This is a genomic window from Bacillus sp. FJAT-49736, from assembly GCF_018343615.1.
GTDB lineage: Bacteria > Bacillota > Bacilli > Bacillales > Bacillaceae_C > Margalitia.
Genome location: NZ_JAGYPI010000003.1, coordinates 25,982 through 48,812 on the forward strand (window position 1 = coordinate 25,982; position 22,831 = coordinate 48,812).

22 protein-coding genes and 2 pseudogenes are annotated in these 22,831 nt (G+C 35.9%); 21 read left to right on the forward strand and 3 right to left on the reverse strand.

The window, feature by feature from the left end; translation table 11 throughout:
- Positions 1-86 precede the first annotated feature (86 nt).
- From KHA87_RS16250 to KHA87_RS16325, 17 genes and pseudogenes are all read left to right on the forward strand, one after another.
- Entirely contained in the window at positions 87-284 is a 198-nt protein-coding gene (locus tag KHA87_RS16250; protein WP_213095233.1) for a gamma-type small acid-soluble spore protein, read from the forward strand.
- Positions 285-294: 10 nt separating this feature from the next.
- The gene (locus KHA87_RS16255; RefSeq protein ID WP_213095234.1) at positions 295-531 is read left to right on the forward strand and encodes a hypothetical protein; all 237 of its coding nucleotides are present in this window, start codon (positions 295-297) and stop codon (positions 529-531) included.
- A 94-nt stretch (positions 532-625) separates the two neighbouring features.
- On the forward strand, positions 626-1,516 hold the full coding sequence (locus KHA87_RS16260) for a CPBP family intramembrane glutamic endopeptidase (protein ID WP_213095235.1): 891 nt from the start codon (positions 626-628) through the stop codon (positions 1,514-1,516).
- 518 nt (positions 1,517-2,034) lie between these two features.
- Positions 2,035-2,607 (forward strand): annotated as a pseudogene (locus KHA87_RS22675) (PDC sensor domain-containing protein); the annotation flags it as partial.
- 306 nt (positions 2,608-2,913) lie between these two features.
- Positions 2,914-3,549: pseudogene (locus tag KHA87_RS22680) on the forward strand (methyl-accepting chemotaxis protein); the annotation flags it as partial.
- Between the two features lie 413 nt (positions 3,550-3,962).
- Positions 3,963-4,568 (forward strand): DUF4878 domain-containing protein, encoded by a 606-nt coding sequence (locus KHA87_RS16270; protein ID WP_213095237.1) that lies wholly within the window; start codon positions 3,963-3,965, stop codon positions 4,566-4,568.
- A 460-nt stretch (positions 4,569-5,028) separates the two neighbouring features.
- On the forward strand, positions 5,029-6,120 hold the full coding sequence (locus tag KHA87_RS16275; protein WP_213095238.1) for a metallophosphoesterase: 1,092 nt from the start codon (positions 5,029-5,031) through the stop codon (positions 6,118-6,120).
- Between the two features lie 164 nt (positions 6,121-6,284).
- Positions 6,285-6,935, forward strand: a complete 651-nt coding sequence (locus KHA87_RS16280; protein WP_213095239.1) for an SIMPL domain-containing protein — start codon at positions 6,285-6,287, stop codon at positions 6,933-6,935.
- A gap of 79 nt (positions 6,936-7,014) precedes the next feature.
- Positions 7,015-8,205: a MalY/PatB family protein gene (locus KHA87_RS16285; protein ID WP_213095240.1), complete on the forward strand. Its 1,191-nt coding sequence runs from the start codon at positions 7,015-7,017 to the stop codon at positions 8,203-8,205.
- A gap of 354 nt (positions 8,206-8,559) precedes the next feature.
- A complete protein-coding gene (locus tag KHA87_RS16290) occupies positions 8,560-9,297 on the forward strand; it encodes a sensor histidine kinase (protein ID WP_213095241.1) in 738 nt (245 codons plus the stop codon).
- A 2-nt stretch (positions 9,298-9,299) separates the two neighbouring features.
- Positions 9,300-10,004: a response regulator transcription factor gene (locus tag KHA87_RS16295; RefSeq protein ID WP_213095242.1), complete on the forward strand. Its 705-nt coding sequence runs from the start codon at positions 9,300-9,302 to the stop codon at positions 10,002-10,004.
- Positions 9,997-11,367 (forward strand): hypothetical protein, encoded by a 1,371-nt coding sequence (locus KHA87_RS16300; protein WP_213095243.1) that lies wholly within the window; start codon positions 9,997-9,999, stop codon positions 11,365-11,367. Before KHA87_RS16295 ends, KHA87_RS16300 begins: the two co-directional genes overlap by 8 nt.
- Positions 11,368-11,432: 65 nt before the next feature.
- Complete coding sequence (locus KHA87_RS16305) at positions 11,433-12,335, forward strand: acetamidase/formamidase family protein (RefSeq protein WP_213095581.1); 903 nt, start codon at positions 11,433-11,435, stop codon at positions 12,333-12,335.
- 12 nt (positions 12,336-12,347) lie between these two features.
- A complete protein-coding gene (locus KHA87_RS16310; RefSeq protein WP_213095244.1) occupies positions 12,348-13,709 on the forward strand; it encodes an APC family permease in 1,362 nt (453 codons plus the stop codon).
- 170 nt (positions 13,710-13,879) lie between these two features.
- A complete protein-coding gene (locus tag KHA87_RS16315) occupies positions 13,880-15,913 on the forward strand; it encodes a Na+/H+ antiporter (RefSeq protein WP_213095245.1) in 2,034 nt (677 codons plus the stop codon).
- Between the two features lie 230 nt (positions 15,914-16,143).
- Entirely contained in the window at positions 16,144-16,548 is a 405-nt protein-coding gene (locus KHA87_RS16320) for a GNAT family N-acetyltransferase (protein WP_213095246.1), read from the forward strand.
- 98 nt (positions 16,549-16,646) lie between these two features.
- Complete coding sequence (locus KHA87_RS16325) at positions 16,647-16,832, forward strand: hypothetical protein (protein ID WP_213095247.1); 186 nt, start codon at positions 16,647-16,649, stop codon at positions 16,830-16,832.
- A gap of 101 nt (positions 16,833-16,933) precedes the next feature.
- Here the strand turns inward: KHA87_RS16325 and KHA87_RS16330 are convergent, their stop codons facing one another.
- Genes KHA87_RS16330 through ptsG form a run of 3 tightly spaced genes read right to left on the reverse strand, consistent with a single transcriptional unit; the run spans position 16,934 to position 19,995 of the window.
- Positions 16,934-17,743 carry a MurR/RpiR family transcriptional regulator gene (locus KHA87_RS16330; protein ID WP_213095248.1) on the reverse strand — a complete coding sequence of 270 codons (810 nt, stop codon included), beginning with the start codon at positions 17,741-17,743 and terminating at the stop codon, positions 16,934-16,936.
- A 30-nt stretch (positions 17,744-17,773) separates the two neighbouring features.
- Entirely contained in the window at positions 17,774-18,457 is a 684-nt protein-coding gene (locus tag KHA87_RS16335) for an N-acetylmannosamine-6-phosphate 2-epimerase (RefSeq protein WP_213095249.1), read from the reverse strand.
- A gap of 2 nt (positions 18,458-18,459) precedes the next feature.
- Complete coding sequence (ptsG, locus tag KHA87_RS16340) at positions 18,460-19,995, reverse strand: glucose-specific PTS transporter subunit IIBC (protein WP_213095250.1); 1,536 nt, start codon at positions 19,993-19,995, stop codon at positions 18,460-18,462.
- A 254-nt stretch (positions 19,996-20,249) separates the two neighbouring features.
- Here ptsG and KHA87_RS16345 point away from each other — a divergent pair, with 254 nt between their 5' ends.
- The 4 genes from KHA87_RS16345 (at position 20,250) to KHA87_RS16360 (ending at position 22,805) form a co-directional block, all read left to right on the forward strand.
- Positions 20,250-20,741 (forward strand): PTS sugar transporter subunit IIA, encoded by a 492-nt coding sequence (locus KHA87_RS16345; protein ID WP_213095251.1) that lies wholly within the window; start codon positions 20,250-20,252, stop codon positions 20,739-20,741.
- A gap of 187 nt (positions 20,742-20,928) precedes the next feature.
- Entirely contained in the window at positions 20,929-21,120 is a 192-nt protein-coding gene (locus KHA87_RS16350) for a PLD nuclease N-terminal domain-containing protein (RefSeq protein WP_213095252.1), read from the forward strand.
- Entirely contained in the window at positions 21,121-22,029 is a 909-nt protein-coding gene (locus tag KHA87_RS16355; RefSeq protein WP_213095253.1) for an ABC transporter ATP-binding protein, read from the forward strand.
- Positions 22,026-22,805 carry an ABC transporter permease subunit gene (locus KHA87_RS16360; RefSeq protein ID WP_213095254.1) on the forward strand — a complete coding sequence of 260 codons (780 nt, stop codon included), beginning with the start codon at positions 22,026-22,028 and terminating at the stop codon, positions 22,803-22,805. The genes KHA87_RS16355 and KHA87_RS16360 overlap by 4 nt, the downstream gene beginning before the upstream one ends.
- Positions 22,806-22,831 lie beyond the last annotated feature (26 nt).

The window sequence follows — 22,831 nt, forward strand, 5'->3', positions numbered from 1 at the left end:
TCCTACCTAGAAGAAATAACATTAACATGATTAAAATGACACCTCCAGAGAACAATAATAGCAAACAGCAAGGAGGTTTCTTTTTTATGAAAAATAACGATTCATTTACAGTAGCCGGAACGAACATTGATGAAGTAAAGAGGAAAAATGCACAGTCAGGGATGTCCTACAATGAAGTAAAAGAATGGCTGGCAAGTACGACAGGCGGACGCGAAACGGCAATCTATAGCGATACGAATGTAGATGAGGTCAAAAGAAAAATTAACAGTATGAAGAACGAATGAGCCACCGTTTTTGACGATGGCTTTATTTGTATGTATCTATGGCATTTTCGTAATCACTGTCGGTTCCTTCCAACTTGCATTTGGGGTTCTCTGCGGTTTTAAGGTGATCGGCATTGATTTAACCTTATTTTCTTCTATTGGACGTGACGTATCCACGGAGATCAGAATGATAAATTTTCACTTTGGTAGCTTAACAGCCCCTCCTTATAATGGAGTTTTGACTGATGTTCACAACCAATTAAGTTAAAGGCAACAAAGGCAGTGGACCCGCATTCTAAGTTTTCAATCGGTTTGATATCCTGTAAAATGATTGAAGGCTTATCAAACGAGGAGGAAATATTTTGGAAGGAAAAAGTAAGCTGCGTATGGTTGGCGGAATTATTATTAAATTAGTAATTTCTCTAATTTTAATGCTTGTACTGACTACAATCCTATCAATTCCGGCACTAATTTATGCCATTGTTACTTCAGATGCTCCATTAGAAGCTGTCGCCGACCTTTCATTGGACGATCCAATTACAGGGTTATTGTCGGGAGCAGCATCTTTTTTTGGAGTGCTGTTAACCGTTTTAATTATGACAAAATTCAACAAACAAGCCATGAGAGCGATGGGATGGACGGATTTTTGGAAGAGTAAGAGAGAACTTGGTTTTGGTCTCATTCTAGGATTTGCTTCGATTACAATTGTTTTCCTTATTTTATGGGCTACAGGGCAAATTTATTTTGATCATTTCGAGTTGAATTTTTCATGGTCACTGCTTTTGGGACTAATTACGTTTATTTTTGTCGCCTTGAATGAGGAATTATTTTTCCGTGGATACATCATTTCAATATTAAGGCCCACTCATTCAAAAATTGTCATATACATCGTTTCAGCAGTTATCTTTAGCTGTGCTCACATTTTAAACGATAACGTCAAGCCCCTGGGCCTCATTAATATAGTATTGATTGGACTGTTGTTTGCGTATATGTTTTTAAAAACAAATCGTCTATGGATGCCAATGGGATACCATCTGACATGGAATTTCTTTCAAGGTAATGTCTGGGGATTTCAAGTAAGCGGAACAAACACCTCGAGCATTTTTCAGCCGAAAATTCACGACACAATTTTAACTGGAGGGGCATTTGGGCCGGAAGCGGGAATTTTAACAACGGTGATAATCATCGCTGGTTTTTTCGTGACGAAGTTCTTTTTACAAACGGAAAAAGAGGGTTTAATAAAAGAAATATAATCTGAACTATCAATTTAGCGCCTTGTCAGGTGCTTTTTTTTATAACATAAATGGTGCCGAGCACCATGTGGTAGGCTGTCACAAATGTCGATATATGTTATTTTTTAAAGAATTCTGTTGAATGAACCTAAAGTAGATGGTACTATATACTTATAATAATTTTGAAAATTTATAAAATGATGACTTTTTTGTAAAAAACATCGATATTAATTTTCAGCATCTTTTTTTGAAAAGGGGGAAAGACAATGAAGTTCATTCATTCTATTAAATTTAAGCTACCGGCACTAATGCTCCTTCTATTGGTTGTTCCACTTGTAATTGTAGGATTCATGTTTTATCAAAAGACTAGTATTTTGGAGCATGCTGTAATTCAAAAGGGGGATATGGAGAAGTTTTCAACAAAATTTAAAAATATTTTTATTGAACATGAAGATCTAATAAAAAATTTCAGTTCTAAGTCACAAGTACAGTTTCAAACATATAATTTTACTGCTTCCTCCGCGCAAAAATTTACAAACATGCCAACTGTAAATGATCCAGTTAAGGAAGTGTTCTATCAAAAGTTTTTTAAAGATTTTGAAAACAAACATGAATATCTCTTAAATACATATTTAGCTACAGAGAATGGAGAATTTTATTTATCTAATATCCCTCCTGAACAGGTGAATTTACAACAATTTGATCCACGACAAAGGGATTGGTATATACAAGCAAAAAAGGCGAACGGAAAAGTCATTTGGACAGAACCATATATTGATACCGGCACTGGGAAATCGACTATTACTTTGGCGAAAGCAGTTACTGATTCAAATGGTCAAATTATTGGGGTTGTCGGTTTCGATTTTGATATGCAAAAGTTAGCGATTTTAATAAGGGATGGTGTTCGAAATACTACTATTATAGTAACGGCTATATTCTTATTAATCGGTATTGCTGCAATCACCCTATTCATTCGCAACTTTAATAAAATACTGACATCCTTGCGGAACGGAATGGCAGTAGTAGCAGATGGTGATTTGTCGATTGAAGCCATAAGAGAAAATCGGAAGGATGAGATGGGAGAACTTACAAAAAGCTTTAACGCAATGGTTTCTAATTTAAAAAATCTTGTAAGAAGAGTAATTGACACGTCCCAACAAGTTGCAGCTTCATCTGAGCAACTTAGTGCTAATGCCGATGAAACCTCGAAAGCTTCTGAACAAATTGCTGATTCTATACAAGAGGTTTCATCTGGCGCAGATTTGCAGTTTGGAAGTGTCAAGCAAGCGAATCAGTTAGTTAGTAAGATTTCAGAGGATATATATGATATATCATCCCGTGCTGAAAAAGTTGCCCATTCTTCGCAAGAGATGTTTGGAAAAGCACAGGTGGGCAGTGATATCGTTGGTAAAGCCATTGAACAAATGGAAAATATCACAACGAATACGGAGAATACAGCCAAAGTCATTACCATGTTAAGTAAAAAATCTGAGGAAATTGAGGAAATTGTTACGATTATTAATGGAATTGCCGACCAAACTAATTTACTAGCTTTAAATGCAGCGATTGAAGCAGCCCGTGCAGGTGAACACGGAAAAGGCTTCGCAGTTGTGGCTGACGAGGTTCGTAAGCTTGCGGAGCAATCCAGCCAATCAACAAAGCGAATTGGAGAAATCATTCAAGAGATTCAAGCCAATACTCTTAAGGCTGTTGAATCAATGAACTTCGGCGGGAATGCAGTGCATAAAGGAACAGAATTGGTAGGGGATGCAGGAACATCATTTGCAGATATTTCATTGGCCGTTAATGATGTCACCGAGCGAATGCTGGAGGTATCTCAGTCAATTGAACAAATTCATCATCATACAAATTCACTAGTTGAATCCATAAAAAATGTAAGCAACATAACTGATCAAACAACTGAACATACTCAGGAGGTGGCGGCAGCAACGGAAGAACAAACCGCTTCTATGCAGGAAGTAAGTGCAGCAACTAAACTACTAGCAAATATGGCTCAGGAACTTCTGGATGTTGCAAACCAATTTAAAGTATAGAGAAATGAATGTAAAGCAATATATATAATAGAAACTAGTCCTTTGCTTGGTGGAGGGCTAGTTTTTCTTTGCCGTTTTTTTGCGTTTTCTACTAACTATTCGCAGTTCAATAGAAGTAGCAATCATAGAAAGATGATATTATCCATTAACAACTTGAAAGTATCCATGGGTACATCACATCTGGGCGTATTCGAATTAAGGAGATTCTTAAATTTATCAATTTTACATTCTTATTATTCTTTCTTTATATCCTAGAGAGTGAACCCAAATCAATTACCCTTCCACTTATTACTCCTATTGGGTTAATTAGGAAACCCCTTTATTATAAATTCTGTTTACCAAATTCCTTTTATTCACTATAATTACACTTGCTGCTTAAAAAATAATGAGATTATTTCTGGGGGGAATAATTAATGAAGAAAAAATTATTCATCGCAATAATGATACTTTGTGTGTCATTTGGATTATTAGCTGGGTGTGGCGGACCAAAGCCAGAGGAGACAGTTAATGATTTTTTAACTTCTATTAAAAATGGTGATTATAAAAAAGCAATTACCTACGTCCATTTAAGTTCCTCAGATCAGGAATTTAATTTGAAGAATTTTAACGAAGATAACGATGGAATTAATGGTAAAGTTTTATTTAAAGCATTGGCATCAAACTATAAATTTGAAAAGCCTGTAGTTGTATCGACTAATGATAATTCCGCGAAAGTGAAAGTGAAGATTACATCTGTTGATATGCAAATGGCTATAACAAAGGCACTAGGAGAAGTAATGCCTATGGCTTTTGCTAGTGCATTTAGCGAGAGTGAGAATTCTGATGATGAAATGACAAAATTAATGGAAACAACTCTTGTTAAGGATATGACGGATAAAAATGCAACAATGTCCACCCGTGAAGTAACACTGAATCTCAAGAAAGATAAAGATGGTAATTACAAAATTGTTTCAGATAATAACTTAATGGAAGCAGTAATGGCAAACGCTGATGCTCTAAACAAAATGTTTAATGAATAATAGTGTAATCAAGCAGTGTTAGAGATTGGCAAAATCTAATATAACCTCAGACAAACTGGCGCCTGTTTTGGAATAAGATTAATTCAAGTAGAACTTGGAATGCTAAGAAGTCATAAAAAACTCATTCTTATTAGAATGGGTTTTTTATCCATGGGGAAATCATATTGGTTTATTTGAGTACAAGGATGGAGATGAGAAGAATGGAAAGATGAAGGCATTGAAAAGGTAACCGACATAGACGAAATTAATTTCGATGTTATATGAATGAGAATATTTAAGCCGTGTCTTAGCAGTGATACATGGCTTTTATTTATTTTTACAATTATGTTAGGAAATCGCTAACTAGTGTTTTCACCATTTAGTGAGCTTCATCAAAGAACTCTATATTCATGAAAAAGGAATATCAAAAAGATTGTCGAATGAATTATTTTATAGTATCAAAGAAAAAGGAGTAATTCTGTTGAATAAAATAAAAGCTTTATCTATTAAAGATCAGTCCCGAATCATCGTAATCTCCGACATTCACGGAGAATTAGAGCTTTTTAAAGAGCTTTTAGATAAGGTGCAATTTAGTAAAGAAGACTATCTTATCATAAATGGTGACCTTTGTGAAAAAGGTGCAAATAGCACGGGGGTTGTTCGTTACGTGATAGAGCTTGCAGCACAGAATCCAAGGGTTCATGTAATAGAAGGCAATTGTGATGCGTTAGTAGAAGAGCTTCTTAATGAAAATCCGCAGCTAATAAACTATTTATGTGCCAGAAAGCATTCGATTATGAACGAATGGCTAGAGCAGATTGAATTTTCTATTACAATTGACACTAGTATACAAGAAGTTAAGGAGCAATTATTAACACATTTTTCTGAGGAAATCATGTGGTTGTCCGAACTGCCGACAGCAATAGAAACGGATCAATATATTTTTGTTCACGCCGGACTGGAGGATATTGATAACTGGAAAGATACAGATAGGGATAATGCCATATCTATTCCGGAATTTTTATATAAGTCCCATCGTGCAAATAAAAACGTTATAGTAGGCCATTGGCCTGTTGGGAATTATTCTAGCAAAATACTATCCAACAATCCTATTATCGACTTGGAGAAAAAAATAATTGCCATTGACGGCGGTAATAATGTAAAAAATTCAGGGCAATTAAATGCCTTTATCATTCAACCAAGTTCTTCAGAGAATATTTATTCTTATACATACGTCGATCATTTTCGAAAAATCAATGCTGTAATTGATTTTGAGGCTGATACTGTCATGACTGGGTCCATTTCTTATGTGGACTATCGCATCTTACCTCTGGAAAGAGGAGATTATTTTACCTTGTGCCAACAAGTAGAAACAGGTGAACAGGTATATGTAAAAAATGAATATATCCATCAAACAGACAATGGTTTTGAAGTAAAAAAAGAAGTATCCTGTGCACAAATAAATGTAAAAAAGGGAGATATCATTTCTGTACTGGATGATACTTGTGCAGGATATGCATTAATAAAGAATAACGGAATCGTAGGATGGGTTCCTAAGGAAGTACTACAGTAAAAATATAGTCAAGCCCACAGACAACCGGGTTTGGCTTATTTCATCTTAATAAAGTGTTGCTTGGAACTTCGGAGAGGAGCAACACATGAATATAGAAAATTTATTTCCATCACTCCTATTTTAAGCATATTTATAAAACAAGAAACAAAATAGGAGGATTGTCCATGTACTATCCCTCAAATCAAAAACCATACAGAAATAAGGCTCCCCGAATAATGACTGTGATAGGGACTGCAAATCTTCTCTGCAGGCCAGATACAGTACGGATTCATTTAGAAGTTATGACAGAAAATGAATTATTATCTCAGGCTCAGCAGGAAAACGCTGCGAAAATGAACCAGGTTATTCAAGCCCTTTTACAAACTGGCTTCCCTAAAGATAATATACAAACAGCATCTTATAATATTTTCCCTAAATATGATTACATGGAAGGAAAACAAGTTTTTAGAGGCTACCAAGTAAGTAATGCCATTATGGTAAAAATAATAAATGTCACTCAAGCGGGTAAAATTATTGATTTAGCTGTTAATAATGGAGTCAATCACGTCTCGAATATACAATTTTCTTTAGAAAATCAGCAGGTTTATTACCAAGAAACCTTAAGTAATGCTTTAAGAAATGCTTTAGCAAAGGCGAAGACGATATCCGAGACGCTAAATATTGATTTTGACACAATTCCTCTTAAAATTACGGAAGAGATAAGTGAATTGCCGCATCCCCTTCAAAAATTCGCCACTGGTACTTCTACACCGATTGAACCAGGGGAGATTGAAATTCATGCACTTGTCAAAGTTCAATTTAGATATAATATTTAATTGTATATTTCGAATTTATTGACAACGCCTTAAACATATGAAAACATCAAAGGAAAAAAGCATAATGGAGGGATAAAAGATGCAATACAATTTTGACCAAGAAATAAATCGATTAAATACAAATTCTGTGAAATGGGATGAAACAGAAAATATTTTTGGAGAAAAGGATCTTATCCCTTTGTTTGTGGCAGACATGGACTTTAGGGTACCAGAACCCGTAATAGAAGCGATTAAAAAGCGGGCAGAGCATGGTGTTTTTGGCTATACAGCTAGGGATGACTCTTACTATGAAGCAATCGTTGGTTGGATGAAAAGAAGACATCATTGGGAGATAGAAAAAGAATGGATTATTCATGTACCTGGTGTTGTTCCAGCCCTTGGGATGATCGTTAATACCTTTACAAAGCCGGGAGATAAAATTATTATTCAGCCTCCGGTTTATCATCCGTTTGCCAATGTAGTGGAGAAGAATGACAGAGTGATTGTACCGAACCCGTTAAAATTTGAAGATGGGCGGTATGTAATGGACTTAGAAGATCTTGAAAATAAAATAGATTCTGATGTAAAGATGATCATTATTTCCAGTCCTCACAATCCAGTTGGAAGGGTATGGACAAAAGAGGAACTGATGCAGTTAGGGGAAATCTGCCTTAAACATAATGTTCTTGTCGTATCTGATGAGATCCATTTTGATTTGCTTTTAAAGGGAAATCAGCATACACCTTTTGCCTCTATTTCTGAGGAATTTGCAAATCACTCGATTATTTGTACAGCACCCAGTAAAACCTTTAATCTTGCTGGGTTGCAAACCTCGAATATTATTATCCCGAATAACAATTTTCGAGAACAATTTACCAACACACTAGAATCACTTTTAATTGGCATGACAAGTACTTTTGGACTTGTTGCTACCGAGAGTGCTTATCTCTATGGGGATGAATGGTTGGAACAATTGCTTGACTATTTAGGCCATAACTTAGACTTTGTAACCGACTATATTCAGAAAAACATCCCTGAATTAAAAGTAATTCAAACGGAAGGCACATATTTAGTTTGGATTGACTGCAGAAAGCTAGGCTTTGATAGGAAAACATTAGAACAATTTATGCTTAAAGAAGCAAAGGTAGCATTGAATCAAGGGTATATTTTCGGGGAAAGCGGAGATGGCTTCGTTAGAATGAATATTGCATGTCGGCGTTCTATTTTGGAAGAAGGGTTAACGAGAATAGAGAAAGCTGTAAAGAATATTAGAGGTGTGAATTCAAAATAGCAGGAAGGGCAATTGTATAATCCGAATGAAGGATTCTGAGTGCTAGGACTCGGAGTCTTTTTATTATATTAATAAGGTTTTTGTCCGTATAAGTTGTTGCAATTCTTATAATGCTATAAATCCTGATTTAGCCTTATTATGGGGCATCTTTTGTTAAGAACGTTATTCATTCTCTGTTATAAAGATTGTCTTCTATAAAAGAAACAAAGCTTATGAAAGGAGTTTTAATAAAGCAAACATCTTCTTAAATAATAGAATTAACATTTGTAAAAATTAGAATTTTATTATATTTTGAATCTATAATAATATGCTAAATAAAATTGCAAATGGAATCTCCATTATGAAGGAGTCATTATGAATGAATCAGTTTTTACCATATTAATTTTATGTGGTTTAGGAATACCGATTGCGAGCTATGTCATATTGCTATTATTAGGATTTTTCGGAAAAGAGTTTGATTATTTACAGATAGAAAATAAGAAAATTGAAATGGAAAAGGAACTGCATCGTGTTGAGTATTTACAGTTAAGCCAACAGATTCAGCCACATTTTTTATTTAACTCGCTAAATTCCATGTTGTCGTTAAGTCGTTTAGGGAGAATTCAAGATGTAAGTCATGCCTTGGAAGAGTTTTCGCAGTTTATCCGCTACAAATATGTGGAGAAGGAATCGCTTGTTTCCTTTGAAAAAGAATTAACCTATACATCTCATTATATTTCCATCCAGAAGATTCGATTTGGTAATCATTTGCATATTCAGTACCAAATTGATGAAAAAGCAGAATCTACTTGTTTACCGCCGTATATTTTACAGACACTTGTTGAAAATGCGTTTAAACATGGGTTAGAGAAAAAAAGCGGGACGAAGCAATTAGTCATCTCCCTAGCGAGAAGTGGAAGTTGGGTCACTTTATCTGTGAGTGATAATGGACCTGGAATAGATGTAGAAAAGAGTGGCCATTTAGGAGTAGGTTTAGAGAATATTAGAAAACGCTTATCTTTACTTTTTGATTTATATACGGACGTTTCTTTAATAAGAAAGAATAATATCACGATTGCTAAAGCGGTTTGGCCATATACGCCGGAGGGATAAAGATGAAAATATTAATTGTAGATGATGAACAGTTAGAATTGGAACAATTACATTTTTTAATACATGAAAGATATCCATCTTGGTCCGTTATTAAGGTAGAAGATGCTGCACAAGCAAAGAGAGTTCTTGAAAATCAATCTATTGATTTAGCACTTTTAGATATACATCTACCAGGTGAATCCGGCTTAGATCTTTGCTTGTACATTAGGGAGCATTATGAGACAGAATGCATGATGATTACGGCTTATGAGACTTTTCAATACGCAAAGCAGGCAATTCGATTACATGTCTTTGATTATATCGTGAAACCTGTTATTAGTAAGGAGTTTTATCAGGCGTTGGACCGATTTAAGGAGCAATTTGGATATCTAGAAAAGGTTTCGCCGGTGGTCCAACAAGTGTTGAATATTATACATAAAAACTATGGTTCAAAATTAAATTTAAAGGATCTCTCGGAAGAAGTTCATATGTCCCCTACTTATTTAAGCAGAAAGTTTTCAGAAGAATTGGGGATGAGTTTTCAGGAATACCTTGTTTCCCTTCGCATTGAAAAAGCAAAAAAGCATTTAAAGGAACATCCGGATTGGACAATTCAAAAAATCTCGGAGGAAGTTGGATTTACTAGTCTGCATCATTTTAGTTCTACGTTTAAGAAGATGGTATTATTGTCCCCACGCCAATATAAGGAGAGTTTTTCTCATGATTGATTGGTATAGTATTTTATTTTTAGCCGCAGGAGTTATTATTTTTAATTTAAATAGGGTGGCAGAGCATCGTTCGCCACTCGAGTTTTTTATGATTGGAAAAAAATATGGTATGAAGCACGCTACGGTATTGTTGTGGGTTTCTTTCTTTGGAACATCTTCTTTATTTATGCCTATTTATTTTTTATTTCATTTTGGAATGCTTATTAGCATTGGATACTATATGTTTTCTTTTATATGCATGTATCTACTTTTGTCTTATTATTTGAACGGATTTCAAGTGAAAAATATTCATGAACCTATATTGATTCGATTTTATCAGAAGAAATTCACAAAAATTGGATTTAGCTATTTTCTACCACTCTTTATCTTTGCAAATTTAGAAGGTTTATTGTTCCAACTTTCATTGGCCAATAATGTGTTTAGAGTATGGTTTCCTCAACAACCATTCATTTTTGTTGCTTTATTACTTCTTTTTTGTGTTATTTTTGCTGGATTAGGTGGAATGTTCACTATCTATCGAACGGTTTATATCCTTTTATTGCTATGTGGGTTTGCTTTTTTATTCGTACCTTTGTTTTTATTTTTGAAGGATGGAATTCATCCCATTTTCGAATCCTATCTTACATTTGAGAAACATCACACGTTACAATTGCAAGAAATGATAATAATATTTATTGCTATCCCAATTGTTTTTAACGGTATGCTTTTAACCAACTCATTTCAATGGCAGGTATTACGGTCTATTAAAGAAAATTATCGTAATCCGTCTCTTAAATTATCACTTTTTTGCTCCGCCTCTATCCCAGCCTCTGTTTTAATATACGGAATTTATATTGTAAGTAAACATCATCCCGGTACATTCCTTTTGTTTAGCAAAGGTTTATTACAAATTCCATCGCGGTTGATTATACTCATGATTGTGTTAGTTTGGCTTGTTAGTGCTGCGCATTCAGTTGCCATCTCCATATATTCAATGGCATCTATTTTTCTTCAATCTCTTCATACTAAATGGCAACCATCAAAGAAAATAAGGGTAATGTACTTATTAATTATTGTCCTCACAATACTAGTTTTTGTTAGCCAATATTGGCTCGTAAGCTATATTAAAATGATTTTTATCGGTTATCTTCTCTTTTATATAACCATTTCCTTTCCTTTACTGGCCATATGTAGAGGGGATAAGAAATATACTTATTGGCTTGTTATATGTTTATTTGCTTTTTGGATGAGTGGTATTTTTGTATATCTTGTGAGCCATAGTCTTTTATTAGCAGTTAAAGTATCGATAATATCTTCTATTTTCAGCATGATAGGTATGTATTTATATAATATTTCGAAAATAGGCAACATATCACAAAAATAAGTCAAGATAACGCAACTCCATTATCCAAATTTTCTTATAATTAAAATATAAGGAGGATGATAATGATGGAGATGCTTACACGTGAATCTTATATCTATGAAATGAGCAGCAAACACAAGCCTGCTATTCGGGTAAAGTCAGGTAGTAAAGTGATTATCGAAACATATGATTGTTTTTTAAATCAAATTACATCTGAAACCACGAACTATTCCTCGATTGACTGGAATCAAATTAATCCCGCAACAGGTCCGGTTTTTGTAGAAGAAGCAGAGCCGGGAGATATTCTTGCTGTGCATATTCAAAAAATTGAACTAGCTGAAAAAGGAGTTATGGTGACAGGTCCTGATTTAGGGGTTATGGGCAAACGAATTTCGAATTTTTCTATTAAAGTGGTGCCAATTAAGGACAATAGAGCGATATTTAATGAAAACATACATTTGCCGCTGAATCCAATGATCGGTGTAATTGGCGTAGCACCAAAAGAAGGAGAAGTGTCCTGTGGAACACCTGGTGATCATGGCGGAAATATGGATACTATTTTGATCAAGGAAAATGCAACGGTTTATTTTCCAGTTTTTCAAAAGGGAGCATTATTTTCTCTAGGAGATTTACATGCAGCCATGGGGGATGGCGAAGTGGGGGTATCAGGAATTGAAATCCCTGCAAAAGTAACAGTAACATTATCCGTTATCAAAGGGGAGTCTCTTCGTACACCGTTTGTTGAAAATGAGGATGGCATTGCCTTTTTAGTTTCGAAGAAAACACTGGATGAAGCTGCAGATTCAGCTGTAGAAGAAATGGTGGATTACTTGCTAAAAAGAACAGATATGACGATAGAAGAAACAGCTATGCTTTTAAGTGCTGCTGGTCAAGTGCAGGTAAGCCAAATAGTTGATCCTTTGAAAACGGCAAGATGCTATTTATCCAAAGAGGTCTTAAAGAGTCTGGGCATAGAGAAAGTTTTCTAAGGGGGAAATCAAATGGAAGCAAAGAAACTTGCAACTCCGATACAAAAGCCACACTATAAGCAAGAATTAAAACGCTCTCTTTCGTTTTGGGATTTATTAATTTATGGAATGGTTTTTATGGTTCCCATTGCGCCATTTGGGATTTACGGATCTGTAGCTCAAGGCTCTAATGGAATGATTGCACTTGCTTATTTAATTGGGATGGTCGGAATGATTTTTACCGCTTTTAGTTATGCGCGTATGTCTGAAGCATTTCCAATTGCCGGCTCGGTCTATTCTTATGCTCAAAGAGGGATTAATGATTCAGTTGGATTTATTGCAGGCTGGCTCATCTTACTTGACTATATTTTTGTTCCGGCACTTTTATATCTAGTTAGTGGATCTGCCTTGCATGATATGGTTCCAGGAATCCCACTTATTGTCTGGGTGTTGCTTTTCATCGCAATTAATACAGTGATTAATATACGTGGAATTGAATTTACTGCTAAAGCAAATAAAATTATTGTTATCCTAGAATTAATTGTACTAGCTATCTTTGTCATTGTTGGCATCGTTGCAATTGCAAAAGGTGTAAATGGTGCTGAAATAACCATCAAACCTTTGTATGATAAGAGCCATTTCAGTATGAGTGTTGTAATGGGTGCAGTTTCGATTGCTGTACTTAGCTTCTTGGGATTTGATGGGATATCTACATTAGCAGAGGAAACGAAAGAAGGCAGTAAAGCCATTGGTAAAGCATGTGTATACGCATTATTGACGGTTGGAGCCTTATTTATCATTCAGACCTGGGTGGCCGCACTCATTTGGCCGGATTTTAAAAGCTTCAAGAATCCAGATGTAGCTTTTTATCAAATCGCAGAAGTAGCAGGGGGAACTTGGCTCAAATATTTAACAATCTTGGCGACCGCACTTTCATGGGGAATTGCTAACTCGTTAGTTGCCCAAGCAGCAATTTCAAGGATTTTATATAGTATGGCAAGAGACCGGAAATTACCTGGGTTCTTAGCGAAGGTTCATCCCAAATATCGAACTCCTTATTTAGGGACCATTGCCATTGCGATTTTATCCGTTATCGTTACCGCTGTATTTGCTTCACAAATAGGGATGCTGTCATCGGTTGTTAACTTTGGGGCATTATCCTCATTCCTATTTTTACATGTATCCGTCATGTATTACTTTTTAAGAAAAAGCGGAAGCAAGGATTATATGAAGCACTTGTTCCTGCCATTAATAGGGTTCATTATTATTGGGTATGTATGGCTTAATCTTGATCCGCTTTCAAAAAAATTAGGATTTATTTGGTTAGGAATTGGAATTATTTATTTAATTGTTCTGAAGTTAATGAAGAAAGACACTGGATTAAAATTAGACTAGAAGAATGATTAGTTTTGTTATACCAATAAAAAATCCCGTTCAGAAAAGTTCTGAACGGGATTTTTCATTGGTAGCCATATAATGCGACAGTATTTATTTTGACTGGTTTTTTCAAAGGAATAATAAAACATAGTGTTTCGAATGATAAAAATGGAAAGGAGAATATAATAATGGAAAATTTCTTTATCGTCCTACTATTATTGGCAATAATTGGACTTTCTAATGTATTGAATCATCTTGTTCCGTTCATTCCTGTTCCGCTGATTCAGATTGCCCTTGGGGTAATGATTGCTATCATTCCATTCGGAATCCATATTCCAATGGAAACCGAGTTATTTTTAGTATTATTTATTGCTCCTCTGCTATTTAATGATGGAAGAAATGCATCGCGAATTACTTTGTGGAAACTGAAAACGCCTATTTTGTTAATGGCACTCGGTCTTGTATTCATTACAGTATTTATAATAGGGTATTTTATTCATTGGCTTATTCCAACGATTCCTCTACCTGCATCCTTTGCTTTAGCAGCACTCCTGTCGCCGACAGATGCGGTGGCAGTAAGTGCGATGTCAAGTCGGGTGAAAATGCCAAAAATTATACTGCATATCCTTGAAGGAGAGGGACTAATGAATGATGCATCTGGACTTGTTGCTTTTAATTTTGCCATTGTTGCAATGGTAACGGGAGTTTTTTCATTGTTAAATGCCAGCATAAGCTTTGTTATTATTGCGATTGGCGGTTTCATAGGCGGAGCCTTTCTGGCATATATCATCATTAGGATCAGGGTGCTGTTACGACATTTTGGGATGGAAGATGTAACGGTACATATGCTTATTCAAATTCTTACTCCATTTGTCATTTTCCTGATTACAGAACATTTCCATCTATCGGGTATATTAGCAGTTGTTGCTGCCGGTATTGTCCATGCTATAGAAAAGGATCATGAAAAGTCCCCTAAAGTGGATCTACAGATAGTTTCCAAAAGTACTTGGACTGTCATTCTTTATGTTTTGAATGGTTTGGTATTTGTTTTACTCGGAATTCAGATTCCGAGTGTTGCAAGTACGATCATTAAGGATCCGTTATTTAATAATTTTGTAGCAATAAAATACATAGTTCTAATTACTGCCGCATTATTAATCCTACGTTTTGTTTGGATTTTTTTATCGGGATCCATTAGCTTGAGGATTCAAAAACGAAGGATTGCAAAATTAAGCTTCAGACAAATAGCCCTTACAACATTAGGTGGTGTAAGAGGGGCGGTTACACTGGCCGGTGCTTTTTCGATTCCGTATGTTTTAGAGGATGGTAGCCCGTTTCCCGAACGGTCTCTTATACTTTTTATAGCGGCAGGTGTTATCCTTTTAACACTGATTATTGCAAGTATTTTCTTACCTTTGATTGCGAAATCCGATGGAGATAAAAATGAGGTGGAAAAGGAAAAGATAAAGAATTGGGCGCTTATACAAATGAGTATTGCAGCAATACGTGCCATAAAAAATAGTATGAATGATGAAAATCGTGCATCTGCTTTGTCCATTATTACATCTTATAATAAAAAAATACATCAGCTTCGATCTGGAAATGAAGAAGAAAGCTCAAATGCTGTCAAAAACTCAGAAGTACAAATTCGGCTGAAGGCATTAGAGGCTGAGTCTCAATACATTGCAAAACTAGGAAAAAATAAAGAAATTGACCGGGAAACAGCGTATCTTTGCCAAGAACATATTCACCGAAGGGAAATGGCGATTACAAACCAAATGAAATATAGAGCTTTGGTAATTGGGAATACGATAAAAAGAATCTTGATCCGTATCTTACATGTTTTATCTCCACAAAAAGAAACGATGCTACAAAAGCGCAGGAAGCAATATCAAAAAATGGTGGAGTTAAAAATAGAAATGGCAAAAGCAGCAATCAACCAATTGGTGAAAGAGATGTCCTCAGAAAATAAAGATATCCTCTATTTAGTGATTGGGGAATATAACGAATGGATATTGATTTTAAAGAAAATAAAAGATAAACACACTTCGAAAATTAATGAGCGTTATGAACGAGAGTTGAAAAATAAAGCATTCCAAGCAGAAAGAGATGCACTCCAAGAAATGTTTGAAAAGGGAAAGTTACCTGTTGAACTTGTAAGAAAGCTTCGGCAGCAAATCAATATTAGGGAAGTATATTGGATTGAAGGGAAAGGTTTATAGTCTATGAAGTTGTTCCTTTCAAAAACAACCCGAGTTTTGTGAACGAACCACCTCACAATAATGCACCGCGTTTTTTTATGGGTGGAACAAAAAATGGAAGCGTAATAAGATATCGAAATACCCTTGATGTAAAGGTGATAAAAGAATTAGAGCAAGTTATTAATACAGGTCACATTCCTTCAATAGCTGATATCATTCGGATACTTAACAAAAGTCAGGAGTTAAGCACAGTGTGGATAGGACCCGCATATATTTTTCAGAATGTGAAAGATAGGGAAACAAGAGCGATAAAAGTTACTCCTGAAAATAAAAATATTTTATTGTCCAATTTCCCATTTACATATGAAGAATTTGAGTTGAAGCAACCATGTTATGCAATCGTCCAAAATAATAAAGCTGTTTCTATATGCTGTAGCGCAAGGCAGACTTCAAAGGCAGCAGAGGCAAGCTTATATACATTGGAAGAATTTCGCGGAAATGGTTTTGGAATGGAGGTAGCAAATGCATGGGCAAATGAGGTCCAAGCTCAAGGGAAAATAGCATTATACAGCACCTCGTGGGACAACTTTTCATCCCAAGCTGTTGCCAAGAAGCTGCAATTAATGCAGTATGGAACAGATATTCATATGACCTGATTTTTTCGACTCAATAGATAGATTGATGGCAGCGAACTTGGCCATAGCCAAAGTAAGAAACGGGAACGATCAGAGGTTGAATGTGCCCGGAAAAGAGGATGAATTGGGAAAGCGGGAATGAACAAAGGCCGATTCTGCCCGAAACGGGCATAGACAATAATCCAAATTTTATTCTTTTAATTTCAGGCCCGGTTTGCGGGGTTTTCACCAATATCATTATGGAGCAGCAAATGTTTTCGAGACAAACGAATAGACCTAATCATGTTATCAGCTCCTTTGCATGATTAAACACAATATCAAGAAGTGAAGCCTGATGAAACAAAAAATAACTCCTCGTTTGAGAAGTTATTTTTTAAGGACATTATTAAATGACACGAAAAGTCGGTCAAGTCCTATCTATATGTGATAAAGAAGAAATAACCGAAACAGTATCCATGTATATTTTGTGCCTTACTGGATCTTGCAGGAAGTGGGCAGTGATTCGGTCTATTAAGAATAACGCACTTAGGTCTAGTCCTGTTGAGAAATAACCATTTCGGATTGGATGAACAGTCCATAATACTTCATGTGATAATGTTGTTAATGGGGTGTCTCCGTAAGCAGTGAAAGAAACGATTTTCGCTCCATTTTCTTTTGCTCTTACGACTGGAATTAATAAATCTCTTGTTTGACCGGAGCGCGAAAATGCAAGTAATAGGTCTCCTTCCTGCAGAAGGGCACTCCTTATAATCATTAAGTGAGGGTCGGTCACTGCCTCCGCAACAAATCCCATCCTACTCAAACGATAATTAAGTTCCTGTGCAGCAAGTCCCGAGCTCCCTAACCCATATATGAAAATTCGATTCGCCTCTTTAATCAAGGATAGAACACGAGAAAGGGACTCTTTTCCAGATAAAGATTGGATATCATGGAACATTTCAATATATTGATGATGTAATGCTTCATCTATATCTGAACTTTCATCTACATGATTCTCTCTGGCTAGCTTTAATTTTAACTCTACAAAATTACGGCAGGAAACTTTTTTAGCAAATCTAGTAATGGAAGCGACAGACACTCCCGTCTTCTCTGCAATTTCCTTGATATGACTTTGAGAGGCTTCCTCAGGTGAGGAGAGCAAATAATCTGCTATTTGTCTTTCTTTATCTGAAAAAGATGAATATCTAGACTGAATATCCTTTAAAAGTGATGCCACTTATAACTCCTTTCTCCTTCTAAACGGTCATTAGTTATCGCGAATCATTGCTGTAAAACGGGCGGTAATTTGCTGTGGTCTGGATATAGCACCACCAACAACGACTGAATGTGCCCCTATATCAAGGACCTGTTTTGCCATTTCGGGAGTAATAACATTTCCTTCTGCAATTACAGGGATAGACACAGTTTGAAGGATGCTTTTCAAAAACATAAACTCATTATCATATAGTTTACATCCTTTTGTTTCATTTGTGTATCCGTATAGAGTAGTTGAAACGCAATCAAAGCCTAATTTTTCTGCGTTTACAGCATCTTCAATTGTAGAAATATCAGCCATTAATTCTACTTCCGGTTTTTTTGCTCTGATATGATCTACCAACTCTTCAAGAGTTTCGCCATTTGGTCTAGTTCTTAAGGTTGCATCTAATGCAATCATTTCACATCCACTTTCAAGCAATTCATCTACTTCTTGTTTTGTAGCTGTAATGAAAACCGCACTATCTGGATAATCTCGTTTTACTATTCCTACAACAGGAAGCTCAACTTCTTGTTTAATTGCAATAATATCCTCTTTGGAATTTGCGCGAATCCCAACAGCACCACCAAGCTTTGCTGCTAGAGCCATTTTTGCCATAATAAATGAGCTGTGAAGTGGTTCATCTGGAAGTGCCTGACAAGAAGCGACTAGCCCTTTTTTTATGGTCTTTAACATTTTTATCCACCTACAATTTCTTCAATTTCGTTTTTAATAATCGTCACGTCCGGTCCGTATATTACTTGAATGCCTTTTCCTTTAGAAACAACACCCTTAGCACCGGTTTTCTTTAAAATATCTTCATTTACACTTTTCTCATCTTTTACTGTAACCCGCAAACGAGTTGCACAGCAGTCAACGTTTTCTAAGTTGTCTGCTCCGCCCAATGCACCGATAATAGTTTGAGCACGTTCACTCTTATTGGTAATTGCAACAGTTTCCTCTCCTGCTTCTTCGCGTCCAGGTGTCTTAAGATTGAACTTCTTAATGAAGAAGGTGAAGGAGAAATAATATAGGAAGAACCAAACAACTCCAACGATTGGAACCAGTACCCAGTTTGTTTTCGCATTACCTTGTAAAACTCCAAATAATATAAAATCAATAAATCCACCAGAAAATGTTTGTCCGATAGTAATATGGAGTATATGAGCCATCATAAATGCTAAACCATCAAAAAATGCATGTAATACATAAAGTGCTGGTGCGATAAATAAGAATGAAAATTCAAGTGGTTCTGTAATTCCTGTTAAGAAAGAAGTTAATGCGGCAGAACCCATTAAACCAGCGATCTTCTTTTTGTTTTCAGGCTTTGCAGTACGATAAATCGCAAAAGCCGCACCGATTAAACCAAACATCATCGTGATGAAGCGTCCGGACATGAAACGTGCAGTTCCGATATAAAAATGCTGCGTATTTGGATCTGCTAATTGTGCAAAGAATATTCGTTGTGTACCTTCCACTAAATGACCACTGACAACAGCAGTACCACCTAAGCTTGTAGTCCAGAATGGCATATAGAAAATATGATGGAGACCGAATGGACCAAGCAATCTAAGAATAAATCCATAAAAGAAAGTACCAATATAACCTGTTGATTGTACAATACCACCCATTTTAAAGATCACGCTTTGGATGAATGGCCAAACTAAAAACATAACGGCACCTAACAGGATAGCCGCAAAAGAAGAAATAATGGGAACAAATCGTGATCCGCTAAAGAATCCCAAGAACGGCGGAAGCTGAGTTTTATTATATCGATTGTGTAGCCAAGCTGCTAAAATACCGACTACAACCCCGCCGAACACACCTGTTTCTAACGTTTGAATTCCAAGAACCATTCCTTGTCCTGCAGCGGCAGGGTTTTCAGTATTCATTTTATGCGTAATAGTAAGTAGAGCTGACATAGTTGAATTCATAACTAAAAACGCTAAAACACCAGCAAGACCTGCTGTACCTTTATCTGATTTTGCTAATCCTACTGCAATACCTACAGCAAATAGTAAAGCAAGATTGGCAAAGACTATATTCCCTGCACTTGACATAATTGTGAAAATCGACTGTAGCCAAGATACATCTAAAAATGAATAAGCTTTTATGGTATTTGGGTTAGATAACGCTCCCCCAATCCCTAATAAAAGACCAGCAGCTGGCAATACTGCAATCGGTAACATGAAGGATTTACCAAACTGCTGAGCTTTTTCGAAGAAACTACTCATCAAATTACCCCCTAACATGAAAATTATTTACACGTTTAGTATAATACCGACTTCGACGAAATTCAACAAGAATTTAAAGCGTTTTCAAAAAAGATATGAAATTTCATTTGGATAGTGGAAAAAGGGCAGAAGATAGTAATACATATATAAGATTTTTTTGCGAATGTTAATGTATAACATTTTTCAAATTTGATTTTATACGTTAGAATAGGAATCGTTTTTTATATCTTGTGCGAATGATTGGAGGAAGTTACATGTTTAAATCACTATTTAAAAAAAGCGAACAAGCGATAACGATTATGGCACCATTATCCGGTGAGGTAGTTTCCTTAGAAGAAGTTCCGGATCAAGTCTTTTCAGAGAAAATGATGGGGGATGGGGTAGCGATCATTCCGTCGAAAAATACACTGTATTCCCCAATCGATGGAGAAGTAGTTAATGTTTTTCCAACAAAGCACGCTATTACGTTACGTTCAAAAGAAGGGGCGGAAATATTAATTCATATGGGTCTGGAAACAGTCAATCTAGGTGGAGATGGGTTTGACATTAAGGTTTCAGATGGAGACAAAGTAAGTAAAGGTAGTGTACTGGCTGATTATGATGTGGAAAAAATTAAAGGTTTAGGATATAAAGTCATTACACCGATTATATTAATAAACGGTGAAAAATTCGCAATGAATCAACCTTCAACCCATCATCAAGTTACCGGTGGTATGGATATATTGTTGGAGATTACGAAAAAATAAAGGATATATACAGAGTACCTTTGCCGCCTGGTAAGGGTACTTTTTTTGTATATTTGTAAAGGGTAGGTAAGCGCAAAAACGTTTTGGCATATAGCCCCTTAAAAATATTTTTTAATAACATATTGTAATTGCTTTTTATAATTGTTATATTTCTTGTATAACAGATAAAAATTTGGGGGTAGAAGAAATGGAAAACATTAACTGGGGTCTAATTGCACCAATTGTTGTCATTCAAGTTTTATTAATGGTAATTGCTTTAGTGGATATTATTCGTATAGATCGCACAAAAGGGCCCAAGTGGCTTTGGGCACTTATTGTTATTTTTATTAACCTATTAGGACCGATTCTTTATTTTGTTATCGGAAGGAAACAAAAATAAATGAAGGTCATAGATGTACAGAATCTTACAAAAGAATTTAAAGGGAAAGTTGCAGTTAAGGATGTAAGCTTTTCTCTTGAAGAAGGAAAATGCACAGCATTACTTGGCCCAAATGGGGCGGGTAAAACAACAACATTGCATATGATTGCGGGATTAATCAAACAGAGTAAAGGAACGATTCATTCTCCATTAAAAAAATCAGGAGATGACATTAGGGGAGTAATAGGTTTTTTGCCCCAATATCCTGCCTTCTATGAATGGATGACGGGTGAAGAATATTTAACTTTTGCTGGACAATTAGTTAATATCGATGCGTCTACCATAAAGGTAAGGGTGGAGGAGCTAATTGAGCTTGTTGGCCTTCAAGATGGATACAAACGTAAAATAGGTGGATATTCAGGAGGAATGAGGCAAAGACTTGGTATTGCACAAGCTCTTATTCATCAGCCGAAGCTTGTGCTCTTGGATGAACCAGTTTCTGCTTTAGACCCATTTGGAAGACGAGAAGTTTTAGAGCTAATGAGAAGATTGAAAAGAGAGACGACCATCCTTTTTTCAACCCACATACTAAATGATGCGGAGGAAGTATGTGATTCTGTTCTTTTTATGAATGATGGCAGATTGATAGAGGGTGGAGGATTGGAAGAGGTTAAGGAACGCTATACCGATAATGTAATCAGGCTTTCCTTTTCAAAAATCCCGAAAGATTTCTTGCTTCAATTGGAAGGGATGAAATGGATAGGATCCGTAGATATCGATGATAATAATGCTTTCATTGCCGTTTCTGAAATGGAGAAGGTAAGAGAGCAAATATTTCAGCTAGCCGCTAATGAAAGTTGGCCATTGGAAAAATTTGAAGTGAACCAATTGACATTAGAAGAGGTGTTTACAAAGGTGGTGAAGGGATGAAACAGTTTTCTATTTTTTTGAAAAAAGAATGTGTTGAATCATGGAGGAATTATAAATGGATTTGGATGCCATTAGTGTTTCTTCTACTTGGTTTAACTCAGCCAATAACCACTTATTATTTACCGGAAATCATTCAGTCTGGTGGGAATCTTCCGGAGGGAGCCGTTATCAAACTGCCGACGCCATCCGCCTCAGAAGTGTTATTTGGAACAATTGATTCGCAGTTTAATGTGATTGGAATTTTGGTGGTTGTACTAGCTTTTATGGCCTCTATACCGGGGGAAAAGAAAAGTGGAAGTGCATCTCTAATTCTCGTTAAGCCTGTTTCGTTTATCGCATATATTCTAGCAAAATGGACATCTGCAATGCTGGTAGTTTGGGTATCCTATTTCCTTGGTATGCTGGCAAATTGGTATTATACTTATCAATTATTTGAAAAGGTTGATGTGAGCTTGGCAGTAAAAGCCTTTTTCTTTTATGGAATTTGGTTAACCTTCGTCGTTACGTTAGTTTTTTTCTTTGGAAGTATAGTTAAATCCTCTGGATTAAATGCTTTTTTAACCTTAGCATCAACAATTATTCTAAGCACAGGTGCATCCTTTTTTGCCAATAAGCTCTTATGGCTGCCATCTCTTCTGACAAAATATACAGGGGAATTGTTAAAAACAAAAGCAATCCCGGAGGGGCTGTATGGGGCATCTATCATAACAATTCTATTGATTGGCCTTTTTCTAGCATCTGGAGTATTTATTTTTAAAAGAAAAGAATTGGTATAGATTCGTACTTAAGAAAGAACGCTAGA

Excerpts from the sequence above, each read along its gene's own strand:
- KHA87_RS16250 (WP_213095233.1), top strand. The coding sequence starts at position 87 with ATGAAAAATAACGATTCATTTACAGTAGCCGGAACGAACATTGATGAA.
- KHA87_RS16270 (WP_213095237.1), top strand. The coding sequence starts at position 3,963 with ATGAAGAAAAAATTATTCATCGCAATAATGATACTTTGTGTGTCATTT.
- KHA87_RS16280 (WP_213095239.1), top strand. The coding sequence starts at position 6,285 with ATGTACTATCCCTCAAATCAAAAACCATACAGAAATAAGGCTCCCCGA.
- KHA87_RS16285 (WP_213095240.1), top strand. The coding sequence starts at position 7,015 with ATGCAATACAATTTTGACCAAGAAATAAATCGATTAAATACAAATTCT.
- KHA87_RS16290 (WP_213095241.1), top strand. The coding sequence starts at position 8,560 with ATGAATGAATCAGTTTTTACCATATTAATTTTATGTGGTTTAGGAATA.
- KHA87_RS16295 (WP_213095242.1), top strand. The coding sequence starts at position 9,300 with ATGAAAATATTAATTGTAGATGATGAACAGTTAGAATTGGAACAATTA.
- KHA87_RS16300 (WP_213095243.1), top strand. The coding sequence starts at position 9,997 with ATGATTGATTGGTATAGTATTTTATTTTTAGCCGCAGGAGTTATTATT.
- KHA87_RS16305 (WP_213095581.1), top strand. The coding sequence starts at position 11,433 with ATGGAGATGCTTACACGTGAATCTTATATCTATGAAATGAGCAGCAAA.
- KHA87_RS16310 (WP_213095244.1), top strand. The coding sequence starts at position 12,348 with ATGGAAGCAAAGAAACTTGCAACTCCGATACAAAAGCCACACTATAAG.
- KHA87_RS16315 (WP_213095245.1), top strand. The coding sequence starts at position 13,880 with ATGGAAAATTTCTTTATCGTCCTACTATTATTGGCAATAATTGGACTT.
- KHA87_RS16325 (WP_213095247.1), top strand. The coding sequence starts at position 16,647 with ATGAATTGGGAAAGCGGGAATGAACAAAGGCCGATTCTGCCCGAAACG.
- KHA87_RS16335 (WP_213095249.1), bottom strand. The coding sequence starts at position 18,457 with ATGTTAAAGACCATAAAAAAAGGGCTAGTCGCTTCTTGTCAGGCACTT.
- ptsG (WP_213095250.1), bottom strand. The coding sequence starts at position 19,995 with ATGAGTAGTTTCTTCGAAAAAGCTCAGCAGTTTGGTAAATCCTTCATG.
- KHA87_RS16345 (WP_213095251.1), top strand. The coding sequence starts at position 20,250 with ATGTTTAAATCACTATTTAAAAAAAGCGAACAAGCGATAACGATTATG.
- KHA87_RS16350 (WP_213095252.1), top strand. The coding sequence starts at position 20,929 with ATGGAAAACATTAACTGGGGTCTAATTGCACCAATTGTTGTCATTCAA.
- KHA87_RS16355 (WP_213095253.1), top strand. The coding sequence starts at position 21,121 with ATGAAGGTCATAGATGTACAGAATCTTACAAAAGAATTTAAAGGGAAA.
- KHA87_RS16360 (WP_213095254.1), top strand. The coding sequence starts at position 22,026 with ATGAAACAGTTTTCTATTTTTTTGAAAAAAGAATGTGTTGAATCATGG.